Source organism: Corallococcus carmarthensis (genome assembly GCF_003611695.1).
In the GTDB taxonomy this organism is placed as follows: Bacteria; Myxococcota; Myxococcia; order Myxococcales; family Myxococcaceae; genus Corallococcus; species Corallococcus carmarthensis.
The window spans coordinates 25,905-43,996 of record NZ_RAWE01000051.1 but is presented as its reverse complement, the minus strand read 5'-3'; the positions used below and the strand labels follow the sequence as shown (position 1 = coordinate 43,996).

At 69.1% G+C, this 18,092-nt stretch carries 14 protein-coding genes; 7 read left to right on the top strand and 7 right to left on the bottom strand.

What is annotated here, in order from left to right:
• Positions 1 to 64 precede the first annotated feature (64 nt).
• From D7X32_RS16405 to D7X32_RS16395, 3 genes are all read right to left on the bottom strand, one after another.
• Positions 65 to 1,090, bottom strand: coding sequence for an inorganic phosphate transporter (locus tag D7X32_RS16405; RefSeq protein ID WP_120603486.1), 1,026 nt, complete (start codon positions 1,088 to 1,090; stop codon positions 65 to 67).
• Between the two features lies 1 nt (position 1,091).
• Positions 1,092 to 1,718 (bottom strand): DUF47 domain-containing protein, encoded by a 627-nt coding sequence (locus D7X32_RS16400; RefSeq protein WP_120603485.1) that lies wholly within the window; start codon positions 1,716 to 1,718, stop codon positions 1,092 to 1,094.
• Positions 1,719 to 1,891: 173 nt separating this feature from the next.
• The gene (locus D7X32_RS16395) at positions 1,892 to 2,554 is read right to left on the bottom strand and encodes an iron-containing redox enzyme family protein (RefSeq protein ID WP_120603484.1); all 663 of its coding nucleotides are present in this window, start codon (positions 2,552 to 2,554) and stop codon (positions 1,892 to 1,894) included.
• Between the two features lie 221 nt (positions 2,555 to 2,775).
• Between D7X32_RS16395 and D7X32_RS16390 the strand changes: the two genes are divergently transcribed.
• Positions 2,776 to 3,660 (top strand): fatty acid desaturase family protein, encoded by an 885-nt coding sequence (locus D7X32_RS16390; RefSeq protein ID WP_120603483.1) that lies wholly within the window; start codon positions 2,776 to 2,778, stop codon positions 3,658 to 3,660.
• 82 nt (positions 3,661 to 3,742) lie between these two features.
• On the opposite strand, the gene D7X32_RS16385 is transcribed toward D7X32_RS16390, so the two are convergent.
• A complete protein-coding gene (locus D7X32_RS16385; protein WP_120603482.1) occupies positions 3,743 to 5,146 on the bottom strand; it encodes a M28 family metallopeptidase in 1,404 nt (467 codons plus the stop codon).
• A 318-nt stretch (positions 5,147 to 5,464) separates the two neighbouring features.
• Between D7X32_RS16385 and D7X32_RS16380 the strand changes: the two genes are divergently transcribed.
• Positions 5,465 to 6,277 (top strand): hypothetical protein, encoded by an 813-nt coding sequence (locus D7X32_RS16380; protein ID WP_208752449.1) that lies wholly within the window; start codon positions 5,465 to 5,467, stop codon positions 6,275 to 6,277.
• A 50-nt stretch (positions 6,278 to 6,327) separates the two neighbouring features.
• Here D7X32_RS16380 and D7X32_RS16375 read toward each other — a convergent pair whose 3' ends face one another.
• The gene (locus D7X32_RS16375; protein WP_120603481.1) at positions 6,328 to 8,775 is read right to left on the bottom strand and encodes a lytic transglycosylase domain-containing protein; all 2,448 of its coding nucleotides are present in this window, start codon (positions 8,773 to 8,775) and stop codon (positions 6,328 to 6,330) included.
• Positions 8,776 to 8,984: 209 nt separating this feature from the next.
• Complete coding sequence (locus D7X32_RS16370) at positions 8,985 to 9,680, bottom strand: DNA-binding protein (RefSeq protein ID WP_120603480.1); 696 nt, start codon at positions 9,678 to 9,680, stop codon at positions 8,985 to 8,987.
• Positions 9,681 to 9,934: 254 nt separating this feature from the next.
• Between D7X32_RS16370 and menA the strand changes: the two genes are divergently transcribed.
• From menA to D7X32_RS16345, 5 genes are all read left to right on the top strand, one after another.
• A complete protein-coding gene (menA, locus tag D7X32_RS16365; RefSeq protein ID WP_120603479.1) occupies positions 9,935 to 10,861 on the top strand; it encodes a 1,4-dihydroxy-2-naphthoate octaprenyltransferase in 927 nt (308 codons plus the stop codon).
• A gap of 260 nt (positions 10,862 to 11,121) precedes the next feature.
• Positions 11,122 to 13,032, top strand: a complete 1,911-nt coding sequence (locus D7X32_RS16360; RefSeq protein ID WP_120603478.1) for a hypothetical protein — start codon at positions 11,122 to 11,124, stop codon at positions 13,030 to 13,032.
• A 15-nt stretch (positions 13,033 to 13,047) separates the two neighbouring features.
• On the top strand, positions 13,048 to 14,148 hold the full coding sequence (locus D7X32_RS16355; RefSeq protein WP_120603477.1) for a hypothetical protein: 1,101 nt from the start codon (positions 13,048 to 13,050) through the stop codon (positions 14,146 to 14,148).
• A gap of 99 nt (positions 14,149 to 14,247) precedes the next feature.
• Positions 14,248 to 15,501, top strand: coding sequence for a c-type cytochrome (locus tag D7X32_RS16350; RefSeq protein ID WP_120603476.1), 1,254 nt, complete (start codon positions 14,248 to 14,250; stop codon positions 15,499 to 15,501).
• A 161-nt stretch (positions 15,502 to 15,662) separates the two neighbouring features.
• Positions 15,663 to 16,613: a DUF5995 family protein gene (locus tag D7X32_RS16345; RefSeq protein ID WP_120603475.1), complete on the top strand. Its 951-nt coding sequence runs from the start codon at positions 15,663 to 15,665 to the stop codon at positions 16,611 to 16,613.
• Between the two features lie 9 nt (positions 16,614 to 16,622).
• On the opposite strand, the gene D7X32_RS16340 is transcribed toward D7X32_RS16345, so the two are convergent.
• The gene (locus D7X32_RS16340) at positions 16,623 to 18,020 is read right to left on the bottom strand and encodes a BamA/TamA family outer membrane protein (RefSeq protein WP_120603474.1); all 1,398 of its coding nucleotides are present in this window, start codon (positions 18,018 to 18,020) and stop codon (positions 16,623 to 16,625) included.
• Positions 18,021 to 18,092: the final 72 nt, after the last annotated feature.

Sequence of the window (18,092 nt, the reverse complement as noted above, 5' to 3'; positions counted from 1 at the left end):
GCGGGCCTTCCTGGTGAGGAAGGGCCCGCCCCGTAGGTGAAGCAGGGAAGGGGGTTGGCTTTCTTCAGCCCACCATCCGCACCACCACCAGCGTGAGTCCGTAGACCAGCACGGACACCAGCGCGGCGGCGGGGATGGTGAACACCCACGCCCAGATGATGCGGCCGGCGGTGCCCCACTTCACGGCGCGCCAGCCGCGCGTGGACCCCACGCCGACGATGGCGCCCGTGATGGTGTGCGTGGTGGAGACGGGGATGCCCAGCTCCGCCAGCGCGATGATGGTGACGCCGCCGCCCGTCTCCGCGCTGAAGCCGCCAATGGGCGCCAGCTTCGTGAGGCTGTGGCCCATGGTGCGGATGATGCGCCAGCCGCCGAAGAAGGTGCCCATCGCGATGGCCGCGTGGCAGGAGATGATCATCCACCAGTCGATGTGGAACGGACGGTCGCGCCAGATGGTGCCGAAGAGCACCACCGCGATGATGCCCATGACCTTCTGCGCGTCGTTGGTGCCATGGCTGAAGGAGAAGATGGCGGACGACACCAGCTGCAGCCGGCGGAACCAGGTGTCCACGCGCAGCGGCGTCTGACGGTGCACCGCCCAGGTGCTGGCCACCATCATCGCGATGCCCAGCGTCATGCCGATGAGCGGCGACAGCACGATGAAGGCCGCGATGCGCGCGATGCCGCTGCCCACCAGCCCCTGGAAGCCCAGCACCGGCAGCGTGGCGCCAATCATCCCGCCCGCCAGCGCGTGCGACGACGACGAGGGCAGCCCCCACCACCAGGTGAGCAGGTTCCACGTGATGGCGCCAATGAGCGCGGAGAAGATGACCATCAGCACCGCCGTGGGGCCGGCCGCGCGGAGCATCTCGAAGTTGATGATGCCCTTGCCCATGGTGTTGGCCACGTGCACGCCGCCCGCGAAGGCCGCCACGAAGTTGAAGAACGCGGCCCACGCCACCGCCAGGTTCGGCGACAGCACGCGCGTGGACACCACGGTGGCGATGGAGTTCGCCGCGTCGTGGAAGCCGTTGATGAAGTCGAAGACGAGCGCGACGACGACAATGAGGACGACCGCGGCGAGCAGCATCTCAGCTGTGCTCCAGCACGACGCCCTCGATGACGTTGGCCACGCCCTGGCACTTGTCGGTGGCCGTCTCGATGAGGTCGTAGATCTCCTTCCACTTGATGATGGTCAGGGTATCCACGCCGCTCTTGAACAGCCGGCCCATGCCCGCGCGCAGCACCTCGTCCGCCTGGGACTCCAGGTGCTTGATCTCCTTGCAGCCCGCGAGGATCTGCTCCGGCTTCTTGATCAACCGCAGCGCCGCGACGACCTCCTGCACCTTCAGCGTGGAGAGCACCAGCAGCCGCGCCAGCTCCGTGGCGTCCGGCCGGCTGGTTTCGATCTCGTAGTACAGCAGGCGCGCGGCGGCCGCGTTGGTCAGGTCCAGCACGTCGTCGATGCGGGAGAGCAGGGTGTGGATCTGCCCGCGGTCGAACGGGGTGATGAATTGCTGGTGGAGGCGGTTGAAGGCCGCGTGGGTGACGTCGTCACCCTTGTGCTCCACGTCCTTGAGGGCCTGGACGCGCGTGGGCACGTCCCGGTAGTCGCTCAAGAGTTCGTGCAGCAGCTTGGCTCCCTCAACGGTCCTCGCGCATTGCGCGTCGAAGTCGTCGAAGAACTCGTCCGACTTCGGCATCAGCTTTTCGAGCATGGGATCTCCCTCGGCGCCTGGAGGGACAGGCGCGGTCCGCCGCGGGAGGTCGGTGGCGCTGGGGTGTGACGCTCCCGTGACGCGGGAGTGACTACCCTACCTGGAGAGATTCGCCAGTGTTCCGTGCGAAAACGTACGGATTCCAGGGGGTTGCGCTTGACGCAAGGCGCCGCTCAGACAACGCGGTTGCGCAGCTCCTCGAAGAATCCCACCCACAGCTGCCACATCTCCTCGGCGCCGCGCGTGATGGTGGCCAGCTCCTCGTCGGTGTACTGGAGCCCCACCGTGTGGCCGGCCGTTTCCACGTGGTCCGGCTCCTGCTTCACGTGGATGTCCACCCAGGGCAGGGACTTGAGGCCCGTGGTGCGGCGCACCAGCTTGCCCAGCTTGGCCACCATGGTGAGGTCCGCCACCTCCGTGCCGTAGAGGAAGCCCAGGCCGGTGAGGTGGCTCTGCGTGGAGCGCTGGTACCCGTCGATGAGCCGGCGCGTCGCGGGCGTCATGTCCGCCTCCGACACGCCCGCCTTCGTGAAGCCCGCGTCCGTCATCGTCTGGATGAAGAAGCGCTCGTGCGCGCGCGCCGGGTCGCCTTCGCCCACCTCCTGGTTGAGGATGTGCGTCACCGCCGTCTTCATCTCCATCTGTGGACAGACGGCGATGAGCTTGCTCAGGAAGTCGGGGAAGTAGTGCAGGGGGTGCCACCACTGACCCAGCACCATCTCCGCCTGGTCGCGGCTGAAGGCCTTCTCATCCACCACCTCGAAGAACCGGTGCTTGATGAGCTGCTCACGGTGGGGATTCTTCGCCAGTGCCGCCTCGATGGTCTGGTTCCGCATTTCCGCCTCCAGGGTGGTCCAAAAGGGCTGGGTCGGCGTTTATCACAAAGCAGGACTGCGATTCTTGGAAATATGGAAAGACAAGTTCAACGTGACTACGTTGTTTACCGTCAGTGTGGAACGTGCAGGCAGGCGTGGCCGGGCTGTTCGGCATAGGGGCCGCCGTCCTACAGTTGGAAAATCGGCACTTCATCCCTGGCCCCTCTTGTCGCGGAAGGCGCATGACCCTGTTCCGGCACCCTGAAGATCGCATCCCGGTCCTGATGTTCCTGAGCGTGTTCGCGCTCGACGTGACGGTGTTCCTCACGGCGCGCAGCTGGTGGGTGCCGGTGCTGTGGTTCGGGCTGGGCATCATCCCCAAGGGGTGGATCTGCTCGTGGAACCACCACCACCAGCACCTGTCCTTCTTCAAGCACGCGCTGCCCAACCGCCTGCTGGAGATCGTCTTCGGCTTCCAGACGGGCGTGACGTCGCAGGCGTGGTTCCTCCACCACGTGCTGGGCCACCACAAGAACTACCTGGACCAGACGCAGGACGAGTCGCGCTGGAAGCGGGATGACGGCTCGACGATGGGGGAGGTGGAGTACTCGTTGAGCACGGCGCTGACCGCGTACCCGCGCGCGTTCCAGGTGGGGAAGAAGCAGCACCCCAAGGCGCTGCGCATCTTCGTGGTGATGGCCGCGCTCCAGCTGGTGCTGCTGGCGGGCCTGTTCTGGGTGAACCCCTACAACGCGCTGTTCGTGTTCCTGCTGCCCATGGCGGCGTCGCTCTACGTGACGGTCTGGGCGACCTACTTCCACCACGTGGACCTGAACACCGCGAACCACTCGGAGGCCTCGTACAACATCCTCCACAAGGGCTACAACCTGATGACGGGCAACCTGGGCTACCACACCGCGCATCACACGCGGCACGGGCTGCACTGGTCCAAGCTGCCGGAGCTGCACGCGCAGCTGGCGCGCGACATCCCCGCGAACCTGTACCGGCAGCCGGGCATCCCGTTCGTCTGGCGCGGCTCGGAAGAGAAGCTCGTGCTGAGCGAGCACGAGCTCGCCGCGATCTCCGGCGGGCCCGCGGCCAACAGCGGCGAGGAGCTGGCGGCCTAGCGAGCGGTCCAGCGCTCCTCCGCGGTCTCGGCCGCGGAGGATGCGTCCGCCGGAAGGAGGACTTCCGGCGGAACGCGACGCACTACTTCGGCTGCTGCGGCTCCGTCGTGCGGTTCGCCGCCAGGCCGATGACGTTGAGCAGCAGGTCCTTCACGCGGCGGGGCTTGTTGCCGCCGTTGTCCTCGATGATCTTCTCGATGTCGTCATCCTGCCGGTGGTACTCGGGGATGAGGTCGCCGCCGCCCTCGGGGTTGGACAGGCCCTCGAAGAGGAAGAGCACGTCCTCGCCCTTGCGCCCGAAGGACGCGCCGTCCTGCCGGTCGCGGTAGACGTTGATGTCGCGGTTGATGCGGTCGAACGGATCCGCCAGCTGCTGGTTCGCCTGGTCCACCACGTCGCGGAAGTAGTTGGGCTGGCCCTTGGTGTTGGTGTCCACCACGGACAGGCGCTGATCATCCCAACGGCCCACCATGTCCGTGTTGATGACGCCGGCGATGTTCTTCAGCTCCACCCCGGGGATGGGGTGGTCCACGAAGTACTGCGAGCCCACCAGCCCCTTCTCCTCCGCGCCCGTCCAGACGAAGAGCACGGAGCGGTCCAGCTTGCCGTTCTTCGCGGCCTCCGCCAGCTCCGGCACCGCCGCCATCAGCACCGCGCTGCCGGACGCGTTGTCGTCCGCGCCGTTGTAGGCGTTGCCCTTGCGGTCCACGCCCACGTGGTCCAGGTGGGCCATCACCACGATGACCTCGTCCTTGTGCGGGCCGGTGCCAGGTAGCATCGCCAGGGTGTTCACCGCCTGGCCCGTGGCCGTGGCCACCTGCTTGAGCTCCTCCACGCTGCGCTGCTTGCCGGCGCGCGCAGGCACCGCCGTCTGACCCGCCGCCTTCATCGTCTGCTCGTACTGCTGGTTGAGCAGCTTCAGCGTGTCCTTGGGCATCTTCTCGTCCAGGTAGAAGCCCTCCTGGAACATCTGGTGGCCGAACTCCTTGTGCTCGCCGTGGGCCGCGCCGGCCGCCTCGCCCGCCTTGTCCGCGCCCAGCCAGGAGAAGACGTTGAACTTCTGCTGGAAGGGGTTCTCCGGGTTGTTGGAGTTGGGCCCCACGAGCCCGTACTTCTCCGCGTGCGCCTGCACGTAGGCGGATGCCGCGTCCAGGCCCGCGGAGGGGCTGTCACGTCCCGCCAGCGCGTCCGACGACAGGTACTCGATGTGCGTCATCGGATCCGAGTCGACCGAGACGGGCGGCTCGGTGGGGGCCTCCGGCGGCACCGGCGTCGTGGTGGAGGGCGGCGGCAGTGACAGCACCGGGGGCGGCGCCGGCAGCTGCGGCAGCTTGCCGGGCGCGGGCCGCGTGCCGGAGGACTCGAAGCCGTCCTTCCACGCGATGGGCCGGTTGCGCGTCTTCGCCTCCGCGGTCCGGGCGTCCTGCGAGGACAGCCGCGAGACGGAGGTGAGGGGACGCGAGCTGTCGTTGATCTTCGAGGCCATGGTGGGGAGTCCGGGGGAGGAACCGCGCTCCCCAGATTATCCGGCCGGCCCCGTGGGAGTTGTGCGCCACGGCAAAGTTCCGCCCGCTCACGGCTCATTCCATGAATCCAGGTTTCAGGAGCACGCCCGCGCGTGAGGCGTCCTGACGCTCCGTGTGAGACCCGGCTTGTTACAAATCGCGTGTTTCATGTGACATCCAGCGCTACTCCTGTTTTCTCATGCAATGGCTTTCACGAGTGAAAACAGACAGACGCAGGGTGTTGGCGCGCGAGGTGCAGAGGGGCCGCGGGCAGTCCACCCCACACCCTGAGGTAGTGCATGCACCTGAAGATCACGGGCTCCCTGCTGGCTTCCATGTTGTTGAGCATCACGGGCTGCGCCGGCGGCGACGACAGCCAGGCCGGTGGTTCGCTGAGCGCCCAGGAGTCCGCGGCGTCGCAGTGTGTGAAGAAGTTCGACGGCATCACGACCTGTGCGCTGGGCAGGGCGAAGGTCGAGTCCGTCGCGGACGGGCTGGCGGTGAGCGGGCTGCTCACGCAGAAGGACGGCGTCTCCAGCAGCTTCGCGCAGGCCGTGAAGTGGGAGCAGCGCGTGGCGATGAGCCTGGGCGCGCAGGGCGGCTACCAGCTGGCCGCGCGCGACGGTGATCAGGTCGTCAGCACGCTGAAGGTCACCCCGGGCCGCGAGGCGAACTCGGTCAACATGCTGCCCACGTTCACGGGCTCGCCGGGCGGCTCCGCGTACAAGATGAACGTCTACCTGGGCGGCGTGCTCCAGGGCTCCAGCCCCCAGCCGGCCGGGATGATGATCGTCTTCCACAACTTCCGGGACTTCCTCCGCTGGGCGGAGATGCACCACCACTTCCTGAACGACTTCGACATCGACGGGCTGTCCACCGGCTCCGCGGAGACGAACGTGGGCGCGTGCGTGTGGCGCCTGGACGCGGAGAAGAACACCTTCACGGTGGACATCAACGGCAAGTCCGTCACCGGTGACTCGGTGGAGTTCATCGAGACCATCGCGGATGGTGCGTACCCGTACCGCCACTTCACGGGCATCGACACGAACGCCATCGCCGGGCAGTACACCATCCGGTCGGAGTCCATCACCCAGCCCACCGGCGTGAAGTAGCCTGAAGGCGTGCCGGACGGGGACGCGCGTCCCGTCCGGCCTGCCGCCAGCTAGCGTCCTCCGGAGACGGAGGACGTGGGCGTCGCCACGTTCCGGCCGCTGCCACCCACGCCCGTCGCGGGGCTCAGCGTGGGCGTGCGCGCCGCTTCCAGCGGGGCCTTGCGGGCCGGCGCGAAGGAGGCGGGGACTTCATTCGCGTAGAGCAGCTTGTAGGCGCTGTAGCTGCTGAGCACGCGCTTCACGTAGTCGCGGGTCTCCTCGAAGGCGATGTGCTCCACCCACTCGTCCAGCTCCGCCTGGGGCAGGGCCTTGCGCCAGCGCTCCACCGCCGCGGGGCCCGCGTTGTAGGCGGCCACCGCGTAGGCCGGGTTGCCGTCGAAGTGCTTGAGCAGCGAGCCCAGGTACGCCGACCCCAGCCGGATGTTCTGCGCGGGCTGGAGGAGCGACGACACGTCGAACGACGCCAGCTTGAGCGAGTCCGCCACCTGCTTCGCCGTGCCGGGCATGAGCTGCGCGAGCCCCAGCGCTCCGGTGGAGGAGCGCGCGGTCGGGTTGAACCGGCTCTCCTCGCGGATGAGCCCTTGCAGCAGGTCCGGATCCACGCGCGCGGCCCGCGAGTAGCTCTGGATGAGCGGCCGGAACGCGAGCGGCCACGTCGCCTCCCACACCGGACGGGACGCGGCGCTGAGCGGCCCGGCGGCCTCCTGGCGCAGCGTCACGCGGGCCACCTGCCGCGTGGCCCGGCCCCGGCCGGTGCGGCGCATGGTCTGGTAGAGCAGCCGCGCGGGCGCTTCCGCCAGGCCGCGCGTGTCCACCGCGAGCAGCTCCTCCACCACGCCCGGCTGTCCCAGGCGCAAGAGCTCCACGCCCGCCGCGAAGCGCGGATCCTTCTGGAGCGCGCCCGGGGGCAGGGGCCAGACCTCGTCGTTGGCCGGCGCGGCGGTGTTCAGGACCTTCGTGGGGACGGCCTGCGCGGCTTCCGTCAACCGCGCCAGCCGCTCCGGCGCATGCTGCGCCAGCCGCGTCCGGGACAGCAGGCCGTACCAGGCCGTGGGACGCTCGGTGGCGATGAGCTCGTAGCGCGCGAGCGCCGCGTCCAGCGCGCCGCCGTTCTCCTGGACCCGCGCCTGCCAGTAGCGCGCGCGCCACAGGGCCTCGTCGGTGCGCGCGGCCTCCGGCAGCTGCTCCACCGCCATCAGCGACGCCAGGCCCGGCTGCGTCTCACCCTTGCGCTGGTGCAGCCAGAAGGCGCGGAAGAGGGCCTCTGCCGCGAAGTTGCCGGCGGGGTAGCGCTTCGCCAGGGCCTCGTAGTTTTGCAGCGCTTCGTCCGTGCGGTTCAGGCGCTGCTGGGTCCAGGCCTCGAAGAACAGCGCGTCGTCCGCGTAGCCGTGCTCCGGGTAGTCCCGCGCCAGCGTGGCGTAGGTCTCCACCGCCGCCTCGGGCTGCACCACGGACTGCGAATAGGCGAGCAGGTAGAGCGCCTGCGGCCGCTGCTCGGGCGACTGGCACTCGCGCGCCACCGGCTCCAGCACCTGGATGGCGCGGCGGTGCTGACGCTCCTTGCGCAGGGCGCGGCCGAGGGTGAGCTGGGCGCGGCAGGCCATTTCATCCGGGAGCTCCGTCCGGGGCCCCGAACGGGCCAGCATGTTCATGGCCGCGACGTTCTGGTGCAGCTCCACCAGCGCCTCCGCGCGGCGCACGCGCCACTTCATGGGCAGGGGCAGGTCGCGCAGCAGGGTGCGCGCGCGGTCCGCCTCTCGCGACAGGGGCGCGGTGGCCCAGACCTCCAGCAGCGCGCGGTGCTCGGCGTTGTACTGGCCCTGCGCGCGCGCCAGGTCGCAGGACTCGAGCAGCGCCTTCATTCGCAGCGCGTCCGGGCCGCGGGCCTGCCGGCTGTCGATGAACTCCTGGAGCGCGGTCAGCGCCTCGGGGATGCGCAGCTGGCGCTTGAGCACGCGCGCCATGGTGAAGCGCGCCTCCGGGTAGAGCGGGGAGCCCGGGCTCACCGCGCCGTACTGCTCCGCCGCGCGCAGCGGCTTGTGCAGCCGCTCATGCGCCTGCGCGGCCCGCATCAGGCAGTGGTCGCGCAAGGGGGCGTAGTCCTCCGCGAGCGCGGTGAACTCCGTGGCGGCGGTGGTGAAGTCGCGCGCGAGGAACGCGCTCTGCGCCTGGAGGAAGCGGCCGGGGAGGGAAGGGGGGGCTTCCGTGGCGAGCAGGGCCCGCGCGGACTTGTACCGGCCCCGGTCGAACTCCGCCTTCGCCTTCGCCAGCAGGCCTTCCGCGAAGTAGGGCGCCAGCCGCTCCGGCCCGAAGGCCTCCGCTGTCACCTCGTCCTGGGAGGGCTGCGCCGTCGGCGTGTCGAGCAGGGCCTCCAGCTTCTCTTCCGACATCACGTCGCCGGAGTCGTCCTCGCCGGGCGCCTGCGCCCACGCTGTACCCGGGGCCCACAGGCCCGCGCACGCAAGCAAGACCGCTGCTGTTCCTCGAAGTCCGTCCATGCCAGCCCTCGTTCGTCCGCCAGGGACCCGGATGGATTGGCACTGCCGGTGCGCTTGGAACCTGCCCGCCTGAACGCTTGCCAGGCGCGCGTTGGCTTTCGTGCATCCGGTCCCAGGCACACATTCGGAGCCATGCATGAAAGCCAACGGCGCGACGGCCGTTCGGCTGGCGCCTGGGGTGCTACATACCCAGGGACGCCTGCCTGCTGTCAGGGCGCGGTCGTCTGGAGCACCAGGTCGCTCGGCATGCGGGGGGCCACCTCGTAGGTGGACTCGTACTGCGCGGCCAGGCCCACCACGGCGATGCGCTGCCCCACGGTGAGGGCCTGGAGCGCCGCCTTGTCGAACCCGGCGGACACGTGGACGAACACCTGCACCTCGCCGCTGCCGTCGTTGATGTAGAGCTTGTAGCCGTAGGGCGAGTCGTCGATGAACGCCTGGGTGATGGCGCCGCTCGCGCGGATGAGCTGGCCCTCCACGGACTCGTTCACGCCGCCGGTGGTGACGTCCTTGGGCGACACCTGCTCCGTGCCGGACTTCAGGTCCACGTCCGCGGGCACGCTCTTGAGGATGCGCAGCTGGTTCTGTTCGTCCAGCGTGCCGGTGACGCGCACGCGGGCTCCCAGCCCGAAGGACAGCTTCTCCTCCAGCTTGACGTAGATGCCGCCGGTGTCGTCCTGGATGGCGAAGCCTTCATCGCCCAGGGCGGAGACGAACGCGCCGGGCTGCACGGTGACCGCGCCCTCCACCGTCACCTCGGAGCCGTTGGCGCGCGACCGCGCATCGGCGATGGAGAGGACCGGCTGGCAGCCGGCGAGCGCGACCACGAACGCGCCCAGCAGCGCCAGCGCGCCCCGGCGCGAAAGGGAAGGGGACCGCGAGGAAGGGAAGGAGGAGGAGTTCATGGCCGCCTTCTACCATCCGGCAGGCAACGGTGTTCTGTTAATTCTGGTTGTTCTTGAATTTACCTGAAGTGCGACTGCCGTCTGCCTTTGCGTCGCGGGGTAGACGGGCGGCGTGTTGACAAAGCGCGTCTGCTACCGCCGGTGCAGGCATGTGACGGGTGATACATGAGGAGAACCAATGTGAACCATTGCGTCCTCTTGCGATCCTCCTGTCTGGAGCTTTACCGTGCGCCTGCTCCCTCCCCCGGACATCCATGGCCACTCCGAGTCTCCCGTCGTCGAGTGTCGCGCTTGAAGCCAAACCCCCTCTGGCCCGCGTCTGGTGGCTCGCGCTGCGGCCCAAGACGCTGACCGCCTCCATCGCGCCCACGGTGCTGGGGTGGGCCTTCGCGAACGCGGAAGGCAGCTGGCGGCCCATTCCGGCGCTCACGTTCCTGGTGGGCTTCGTGCTCATGCAGATCGTCAGCAACCTGGTGAACGACTACGCGGACTTCGAGCGCGGCGCGGACACGGAGGCGCGCCTGGGGCCCGCGCGCGTCACGCAGAAGGGCTGGCTGTCCGCGCGCGAGGTGGCGACGGCCGCGGCGCTGGCGTTCACCGGCTCGTCGCTCGCGCTGCTGCTGTTGACCCAGGCGGAAGGGTGGCCGGTGTTCGCGGGCGGCGCCTTCTGCCTGGCGGGCGCGGTCTTCTACTCCGCGGGCCCCATCCCCCTGGGCTACCTGGGGCTGGGGGACGTGCTGGTGCTGATCATCTTCGGGCTCCTGGGAGTGAGCGGCAGCTACATCGTGCTCTCCCACCACGTCACGCCGGCCGTGCTGCTGGCGGGGCTGTCCATGGGGTTGTTCTCGGCGGGCATCCTCGCGGTGAACAACCTGCGCGACCGCAAGACGGACGTCGTCGCCGGCAAGCGCACGCTCGTGGTGCGCTTCGGCCAGCGCTTCGGGCAGTGGGAGTACACGCTGGCGGTGGGCGGCGCGTTCGTGCTCCCGGTCCTCGCCTGGCTGGTGCTGCCGGAGCACCGGTGGGCCTGGCTCTTCACGCTGGCGGCCCTGCCACTCGCGGTGAAGCAGATCCGCGCCATCTGGCGCGAGGACGGCAGCGCGCTCAACCCGTACCTGGGGAAGACCGCGGGGCTGGGGCTCGTCTTCGCGCTGCTCCTGTCCGCGGGTCTCAGCCTGTAGCACTGCCCGCGCGACGCCCCGGGTCACCCGCCCGCGGCGCTCACTCTCTGCGCGCGATCTGAAGTCCACGAATTGCGCGGACTCTCATAATGTGGTCAGTTTGATCCGATGAGGTGTTCTCCTCCCAACCCTTCCCAAGCCTCACCGTCTCCGCGTCGCGGAGCGTTGGCGGCGTCGGGAAGGGTGGGACGCGTGGGCCCGCGCGTGAGGACACCTGCTCCTTTTCCTCCCCCCGACTGCTGCCTCCGGCCTCGTCTTCCATGAATCGCTCAATCCTGTTGAAGAGCGCGTGGTGCGCCCTGCTGGTGCCCCTGCTGTCCTGCAACCTCCTCAAGGTCACTGATGACGAGGGGTCGACCACAGGTCGCGGTGCCAAGCGGTTCGACCCGTATCAGGGGCTCAACTCCGGCGCGATCCGGCTCAGCCTCCAGTACATCAACGGCTGCGCCTTCCTGCCCAACGGGCAGATGGTCGCGAAGAACAGCGTGCCCGTCCCGTACCCGGACGTGTGCGTCACGCCGCTCGCGCCGAACCCGCTGACGCTGTCGCCTCCCTCCGGGACGCTGCAGATCCTGTCGGACAACCAGTACTTCCTGAACCAGTTCTCCGTGTCGGAGACCGTGGTCAACCAGCACAACAACCCCAACGACCTGACGGCCGCGCTGTCGTGGATCAGGACCCAGACGGTCTTCGCCGGCCTGGACTGGACCAACGTCAACCAGGGTCCGGACGAGTGGAGCTTCTACAGCCTCGCGGGCGCCGTGGAGGACTGCTGGACCCGCGAGGTGCTGTTCGGCAACGCGAACTGGCAGAAGGTGAAGGACGACACCATCACCATTGAGGTGCTGGACGAGACGGGCACCCCGCGCGCGAGCCAGAAGTACCTGCGCTCGGAGCTCCTGGCCTCCTCGCCCTACGCCGGCCACAGCCGCTTCGCCTGGCGCTCGGAGAACCTGAAGCCGCCGCGCTTCCCCGGCGACAAGGACCCCGGCACCGTGACGGGCTTCGCGGGCGGCCTGGATCAGAGCCCCACCACCCGCACCGTCGCGCGCGTGGACATGGTGGGCAGCACCAACCCCTTCAAGGTGCTGCGCATCCCGCGCCTGTCGGGCCCTGGCGCGCTCAAGGCCACCTGGAGCCAGCTGCCGGACAAGCCGTTCTACTTCCCGGTGACCTACGTCGTCCCGGATGACCGCCCATCCACCTGCACCGACGACGCCGGCAACCCGGTGCAGTGCAGCCCGGGCCTGGACTCGCGGCTGGTGTTCTCGCCCCCGAAGGACGGCAGCTTCTACAAGCCCGGCGAGGACGTGAGCATCTACGTGGACCTGCGCGACAGCGCGGGCGCCCACCTGCACTCCAAGGACCTGCTGCCCAGCGCGCGGCAGATCATCACCGGCCAGTCCAACGGCATCCAGACGTTCGTCCCCGGCGTCATCGCGTCCGTCATGGAGAACGACTCCATCTCCAACGTGGCCATCGCGGGCCCGCTGCAGGACCTCCAGGTCCTGGGCAACCCCAGCGACCAGCCCCAGTTCTTCGCCAAGCCGTTCCCGTTCGCCCTCTACGATGACGCCACGCTCACGGGCCTGACGCCGGGCCTCATCGACTTCCAGTGGCCCACGCGGCAGACGTTCACGCTGCCGGCGAACGCGAAGCCGGGCACCTACGTGGCGCTGGTGAAGTTCAACCGCGCGTCCATGGGCGAGCGCGTCGCGAAGCTGAACCCGTTCTTCTTCCAGGTGGGCCAGGACGAGCCGACGACCTACCCGGGCAACGTGGGCAACTGCCAGATCTGCCACCGCGGCGTGCTGTCACTGGACAACCTGCGCCACGGCCTGTCGGTGGACCACATCGAGAGCTGCAAGGTCTGCCACCACTACGACACGGACACGGTGGGCCGCACGCAGGAGATGGTGCACCGCATCCACATGAACTCGCCCAGCTACCCGGAGAACCGGGCGGACTGCACCGTGTGCCACCTGACGCGCAAGAGCACGGAGCGGCCCAGCCTGGCGCTGTGCGGCTCGTGCCACATCTCCCAGCACGGTGACGAGTTCTTCCAGATCGCCTTCAACCAGCGTGGCACGCCCAGCAAGTTCGGCAACTGCGCGCAGACGTGCCACGGCGGCGATCAGCTTCCCTCCAGCCACATCCTCCCCGCGAAGTAGGGGATGCGACCCGCCATGCAAAGAGCTCTCTTCGTTGGAACGCTGCTCGGCGCGGCCCTGCTGAACGCCGGCTGCTCGGAATCCTCCACCCCCGCGGCGTCGACGTTCACGCCGCTGCCCACCTACGAGAACCGCGAGCCGGAGGGCCTCATCTCCCGGCTGTCGGGCTTCACCGTGGACCCGGAGGCCTACTTCATCAACCTGGCCAACTGCGCGCCTCCGCCCGCGCAGTGCGCGCTGCCGCCGCTCTACGCGGAGTTCAGCCCGCTCCTGCAGCGCTCGGTGGTGCGCGGCGCGCTCGTCACGCTGCAGGACACGGTGCCGGATCCCGCCACCGGCATGCCGCCCGCGCCGGGCGCGCCTGTGCCGTCCGACGCGCAGGGCCTGTGGACCCTGCCGAAGGTGCCCACCCGCAAGGGCGCCCCGTTCTTCGTCCTGTCCGTGGGGCAGGGCACGCTGGCCAATGATGTCCCGCCGCCCTTTCTGCCGAACGTGCCGGAAGGCAACTACCTGCCCACGCTGACCATCCGGCCGGTGGTGCCGGGGCACAGCGCGTGCGTGGGCCTGGAAGCGCTCCAGGTGAGCGACAAGGGCATCCTGGAGGCGGTGGCGAAGTACCTGACCGCCACCGGGGGCACGGCCGTGACGGTGGCGAACCTGCTCGACCCGGCCCGCTTCGGCGGCGTGACGATCTTCTGGCTGTACCGCCCGGGCTTCCCGGTGTTCCGCGTGCCCGCGGCGAACACCACCGTGGAGGCCACGTCCGGCCGCGTGTTCAACATCGAGTGGGCGCCCGTCGGCGCGCTGCCTCCGCCGCTCGCGCCCTTCCAGTCCACGCGCGGCTTCTTCATCCCGCCCGGTCCGCCGGCCCCCAACAGCAGCCTGGGCCTGGTCGCCATCGTCCACCCGCCGCTGATGGGCCCCCCGGGCACGGTGACCTATACGGCGAAGGACGCCACGACGAGCACGGCGGACAACCGGCCGTGGTCGCTGATGCCGCTCGCGCTCCCGCAGATCCCCGGCCTCGTCACGTTCGCGGGCCTCCAGATGTCGCCCGCGGTTCCCTCGGCGACGCCTTCGATTCCCCCGCCCAGCACCTGCTTGCCTGGGCAGTAGCCGCCGCACCCGTCCCAACGATCCTGCTCCGTCCGCCCCTCCCCGTGGGGAGGACGGAGCGTCGTGTTTCGCCCCCACCCGTCCGGAGCAACATTTCCCATGATGAAGAAGATCCTGCTGGCCATTGGAGTGCTGGTCGCCCTGGTCTTGATTGGCGCGGGTACCGCCATGGGCGTGGCCACCCACAAGCTCAACAAGACGTACGACTATGTCGCGCTGCCCAACATCACCCGGGACAGCTCGCCGGAGGGCATTGCCCGCGGTGAGCAGGTGTTCCGCGCGGTGTGCGGTGAGTGTCACGCGGGCGGCGGCAACACCAAGCCCGTGGGCGGCCGGATGCATGACTTCCCGGCCGAACTGGGCACGTTCTACTCGGCGAACATCACCTCCGACATGGAGAAGGGCGTGGGCGCCTGGACGGACCAGGAGATCGCCCGCATGGTGATCAACGGCATCGACAAGAGCCACCACTTCCGCCCCATGCCCCCGTTCCCCAACATGGGTGACAAGGACGTCGCGGCGGTCATCGGCTTCATGCGCTCCGGGCACCCGGACTTCGCGCCGGAGAAGCAGCAGCCGCCGCGCTCCGAGCTGACGCCCCCGGGCCGGATGGCGTTCGCGTTCGCCATGGGCATCAACGACAAGGGCCGCACGGAGCCGGTGCCCGTGCCCGTGAAGGCGGCGGACTCCGTGGAGTACGGCCGCTACCTGGCCTCCAGCGTCTACGACTGCACCTTCTGCCACTCGCCGGGACTGGAGAGCAGCGCGGTGAAGATGCAGCACCCGGAGACGCTGCTGAGCGGCGGCTTCGAGTTCGACCTGGTGCCGCTGGGCGGCGAGGGCAAGCTGCTGTCGCCCAACATCACCCCCAGCGAGACGGCCGGCATCGGCAAGTGGACGCTGGACGAGTTCAAGCACTCGATGGTTTCGGGCATCACGCCCGGGGGCTTCATCCTGCGCCCGCCCATGCCCAAGTACCGCTACGCGGACGACGTGGAACTCGCGGCCCTCTACACCTTCCTGCGCTCCATGAAGCCCAACGACAAGGTCGTGCCGCCGCCCACCGGTGGCCGCCCCAAGGCGGAGCCCTCCGCCGAACCGGAGAAGATGTTCAGCTCCCTGGGCTGCGCGACCTGCCACGCCCCCGGCAAGGCCTACGAGGCCAAGCTCCAGGGCGCCAAGGGCAAGGCCCCCGAAGAGGTGGCGAAGTGGATCCGCAACCCGGAGTCCTTCAAGCCCGGCACGCAGATGCCCACCTACGAGGCCCTCGTCGACGAGAACAACGCCCTGGCGCTCGCCAAGTACGTGCTGGGCAGGACGGGCGGTAGCGTGAGCGAAGGCACCACGCCCTGAGTTTGACATCGGCGTGACAATGACCCCCCCGCGTGACTGTCGACACGCGGGGGTTTCATGAAACATCTCGTCGCTTCCTGAGTCCGCGGCCATCACGAGAAGGGCCGGTTGATATAGAATTTCATGCGAAGTCGTTCCCCCACCCCGCGGAGCGTCATTCCATGACTGTTTCACCGGCCACCCCCTCGGCTCACCGGAAGCAGCGTTCGCAGCCCGTCCACCTCCACGAGACGCAGGATGCGCAGGGCCCCATCCAGTTGGATGACGTGCTCTGGAATCCCGTCGACGCGGAGGAAGCCCTGGAGGGACTGGAGAAGATCCTCGGCCGGCTGAACGCGCGGAATGATTCACGCGCCATCTTCCTGGACATCTACGCCATCGTCACACGGAGGGTCGTCCAGCTGCTGAAGCGGCCGGACGCGGGCGGCTTGCTCGAACCGGAGTGGCTTGATCACCTGACGGGCCGCTTCGCGGAGGAAGCGCTCATCGCGGTGCGCGACTCGCTGAAGAACCTGCCGCTGCCCACCGCGGCGTGGCGCTTCGCGACGCACTACCCGGCCCAGCGGCTCACGCAGCCCTATCAGGACGCGCTCCTGGGCGTGAGCGCCCACATCAACCACGACCTGGGAATGGTCGTCTACGACAACATCGCCCACCAGTCGCCCCCGGTGGATGCGCGCCGCCTGGCGCGCTACCGGCACGACTACTTCCTCGTGAACGAGATCCTCCGCTCGTGCATCCCGGAGTGCCTGGACCTGCTCGCCGAGCGCTACCGGTGCACGTCCACGAAGCTGCTGCTGCTCGTGCCCTTCAGCCGCCCCGTGGTGGAGCGGGCCGTGATGCAGATGCTCATCGTCTGGCGGCAGCGCGTCTGGGAGAACGTCGTCGCGATGCTGGAGGCGCAGACGCCGGAGGAGCACCAGGCCGTCGTGGAGCGCGTGCGCACGACGTCCGGCCGCATCGCCCAGGCGCTGTGCGCGGACAAGGCGCTGTGGCGGACGGTGCTCGGCAAGGCGCCTCCGTTCAGCCTGACGCTGTCGCCGGAGGAGTGGCCCGGCGTGGTGGTGGCTCCGCCGGCGACGGACGCGGACGTCAGCGCCCGCGCCAGCTAGCGGGCCGCTTCAGGAAGGCGTGACTCCGGCCACGAGGTAGACGCGCACCTGGCCGGAGTTGACGCCGTAGGCGACGTCCACGCCCAAGAGGGGCAGCACGACGTTGTTGAGGTACAGCCGCAGGCCCGCGCCCACGCCCTGGGCCACGGTGGCGGAGTCCCCGCTCTCCAGGGTCTGCGGCAGGTAGCCGCGGATGACGCGCCCGCTGGCGTCGCGCAGGATCCCATCCGAAGGCAGCTCGCGCCACCCGATGACGCCCGTGTCGGAGAAGCCCAGCCCCCGGAAGGCCAGCGACTTCACCTTGAAGAGGGGGAAGTGGTACTCGGCGGTGAAGGTGAGCCGGGTGTCGCCGCGGAACTGCCGGTACTGGAAGCCGCGCAGCGTGGTGCCGCCCATCACCAGCTCCTGGTGGAAGGGCAGGTCCTTGCCCACGGCCAGCTCGCCGCGAAGGATCAGGTTGTGCTCGCTGAAGAAGCGGATGCCGTGGCGGTAGAGGACGCCGAACTTGCGGTAGCGGAACTCGCTCCACACGCCCGGGACGGACACCTCGTAGGAGCCCTCCAGGTTGAGCCCCTCCGTCACCGCGTGCAGCGTCTGGCGCGAGTCCAGGCCCACCATGAAGCGCAGCGACGTGTCGCGCAGGTGCGGTCCGGTGGAGAAGGCCTCCGTCGTCACCGGCTTCGTCGGGTCCGGTAGCTGCGCGTCGATGGTGGACACGCGGTACTTCGCCGCCGCGCGCACGCGCTCGAAGAGGATGAAGCCCAGTTCGGAGCTGAGGGACGCCGAGTTGAGGCGCGTGCGCCGGAGGATCTCCGGGTCGTCCTGGCTGGCACCCGGACGGTACTCGTCCACGCGGTCGCTGCGCAGCTGCCCCTCCAGGCTGAACTTGAGCTGCGGCAGGCCGAAGAGGATCGGATCCAGGAAGCCCATGTACAGGCCGCTCTCGCCGGTGCTCACCTGCGCCGCGACGGCGAGCTTCTTCGCGCGGCCGGCCAGGTTGTTCTCCGCGTAGAGCAGCCCGCCGCCGGTGTTGGCGGAGGACAGCGCCACCGTGGGCGCCACCACCCACGACGCCTTGTCCTTCACCCGCAGCACCAGCCGCACGCGCCCGTCGTCCAGGGGCTCCGTGCTCGCGTGGACCTCCTGGAACAGGCCCGTGGACAAGAGCCGCCGCTCCACCTTCACCAGCTCGTCGGCGTCCACCTCGTCGCCCACGTCCAGCTGCCCGAACGAGCGCACCGTGCCGGAGTTCGTCTTGTTCGCGCCCTCCACCGTCACCTCCGCGACCTCGGGGCGGTGGATGGCGGGCGCGGGCGTGTCCTCGTCGGCGTGGGCGACGGCGGCACCCAGGCCGGTCAGGGCCACGGCGAGGACGGACAGGTGACGGCGGAAGCGGGGGAGAGGCACCCCATGCTCATACCGCACGCTCCAGAGGTCCTGGCTGCTTCAACGTGTGCCGGCCCTCGCGGGCGCGCGATG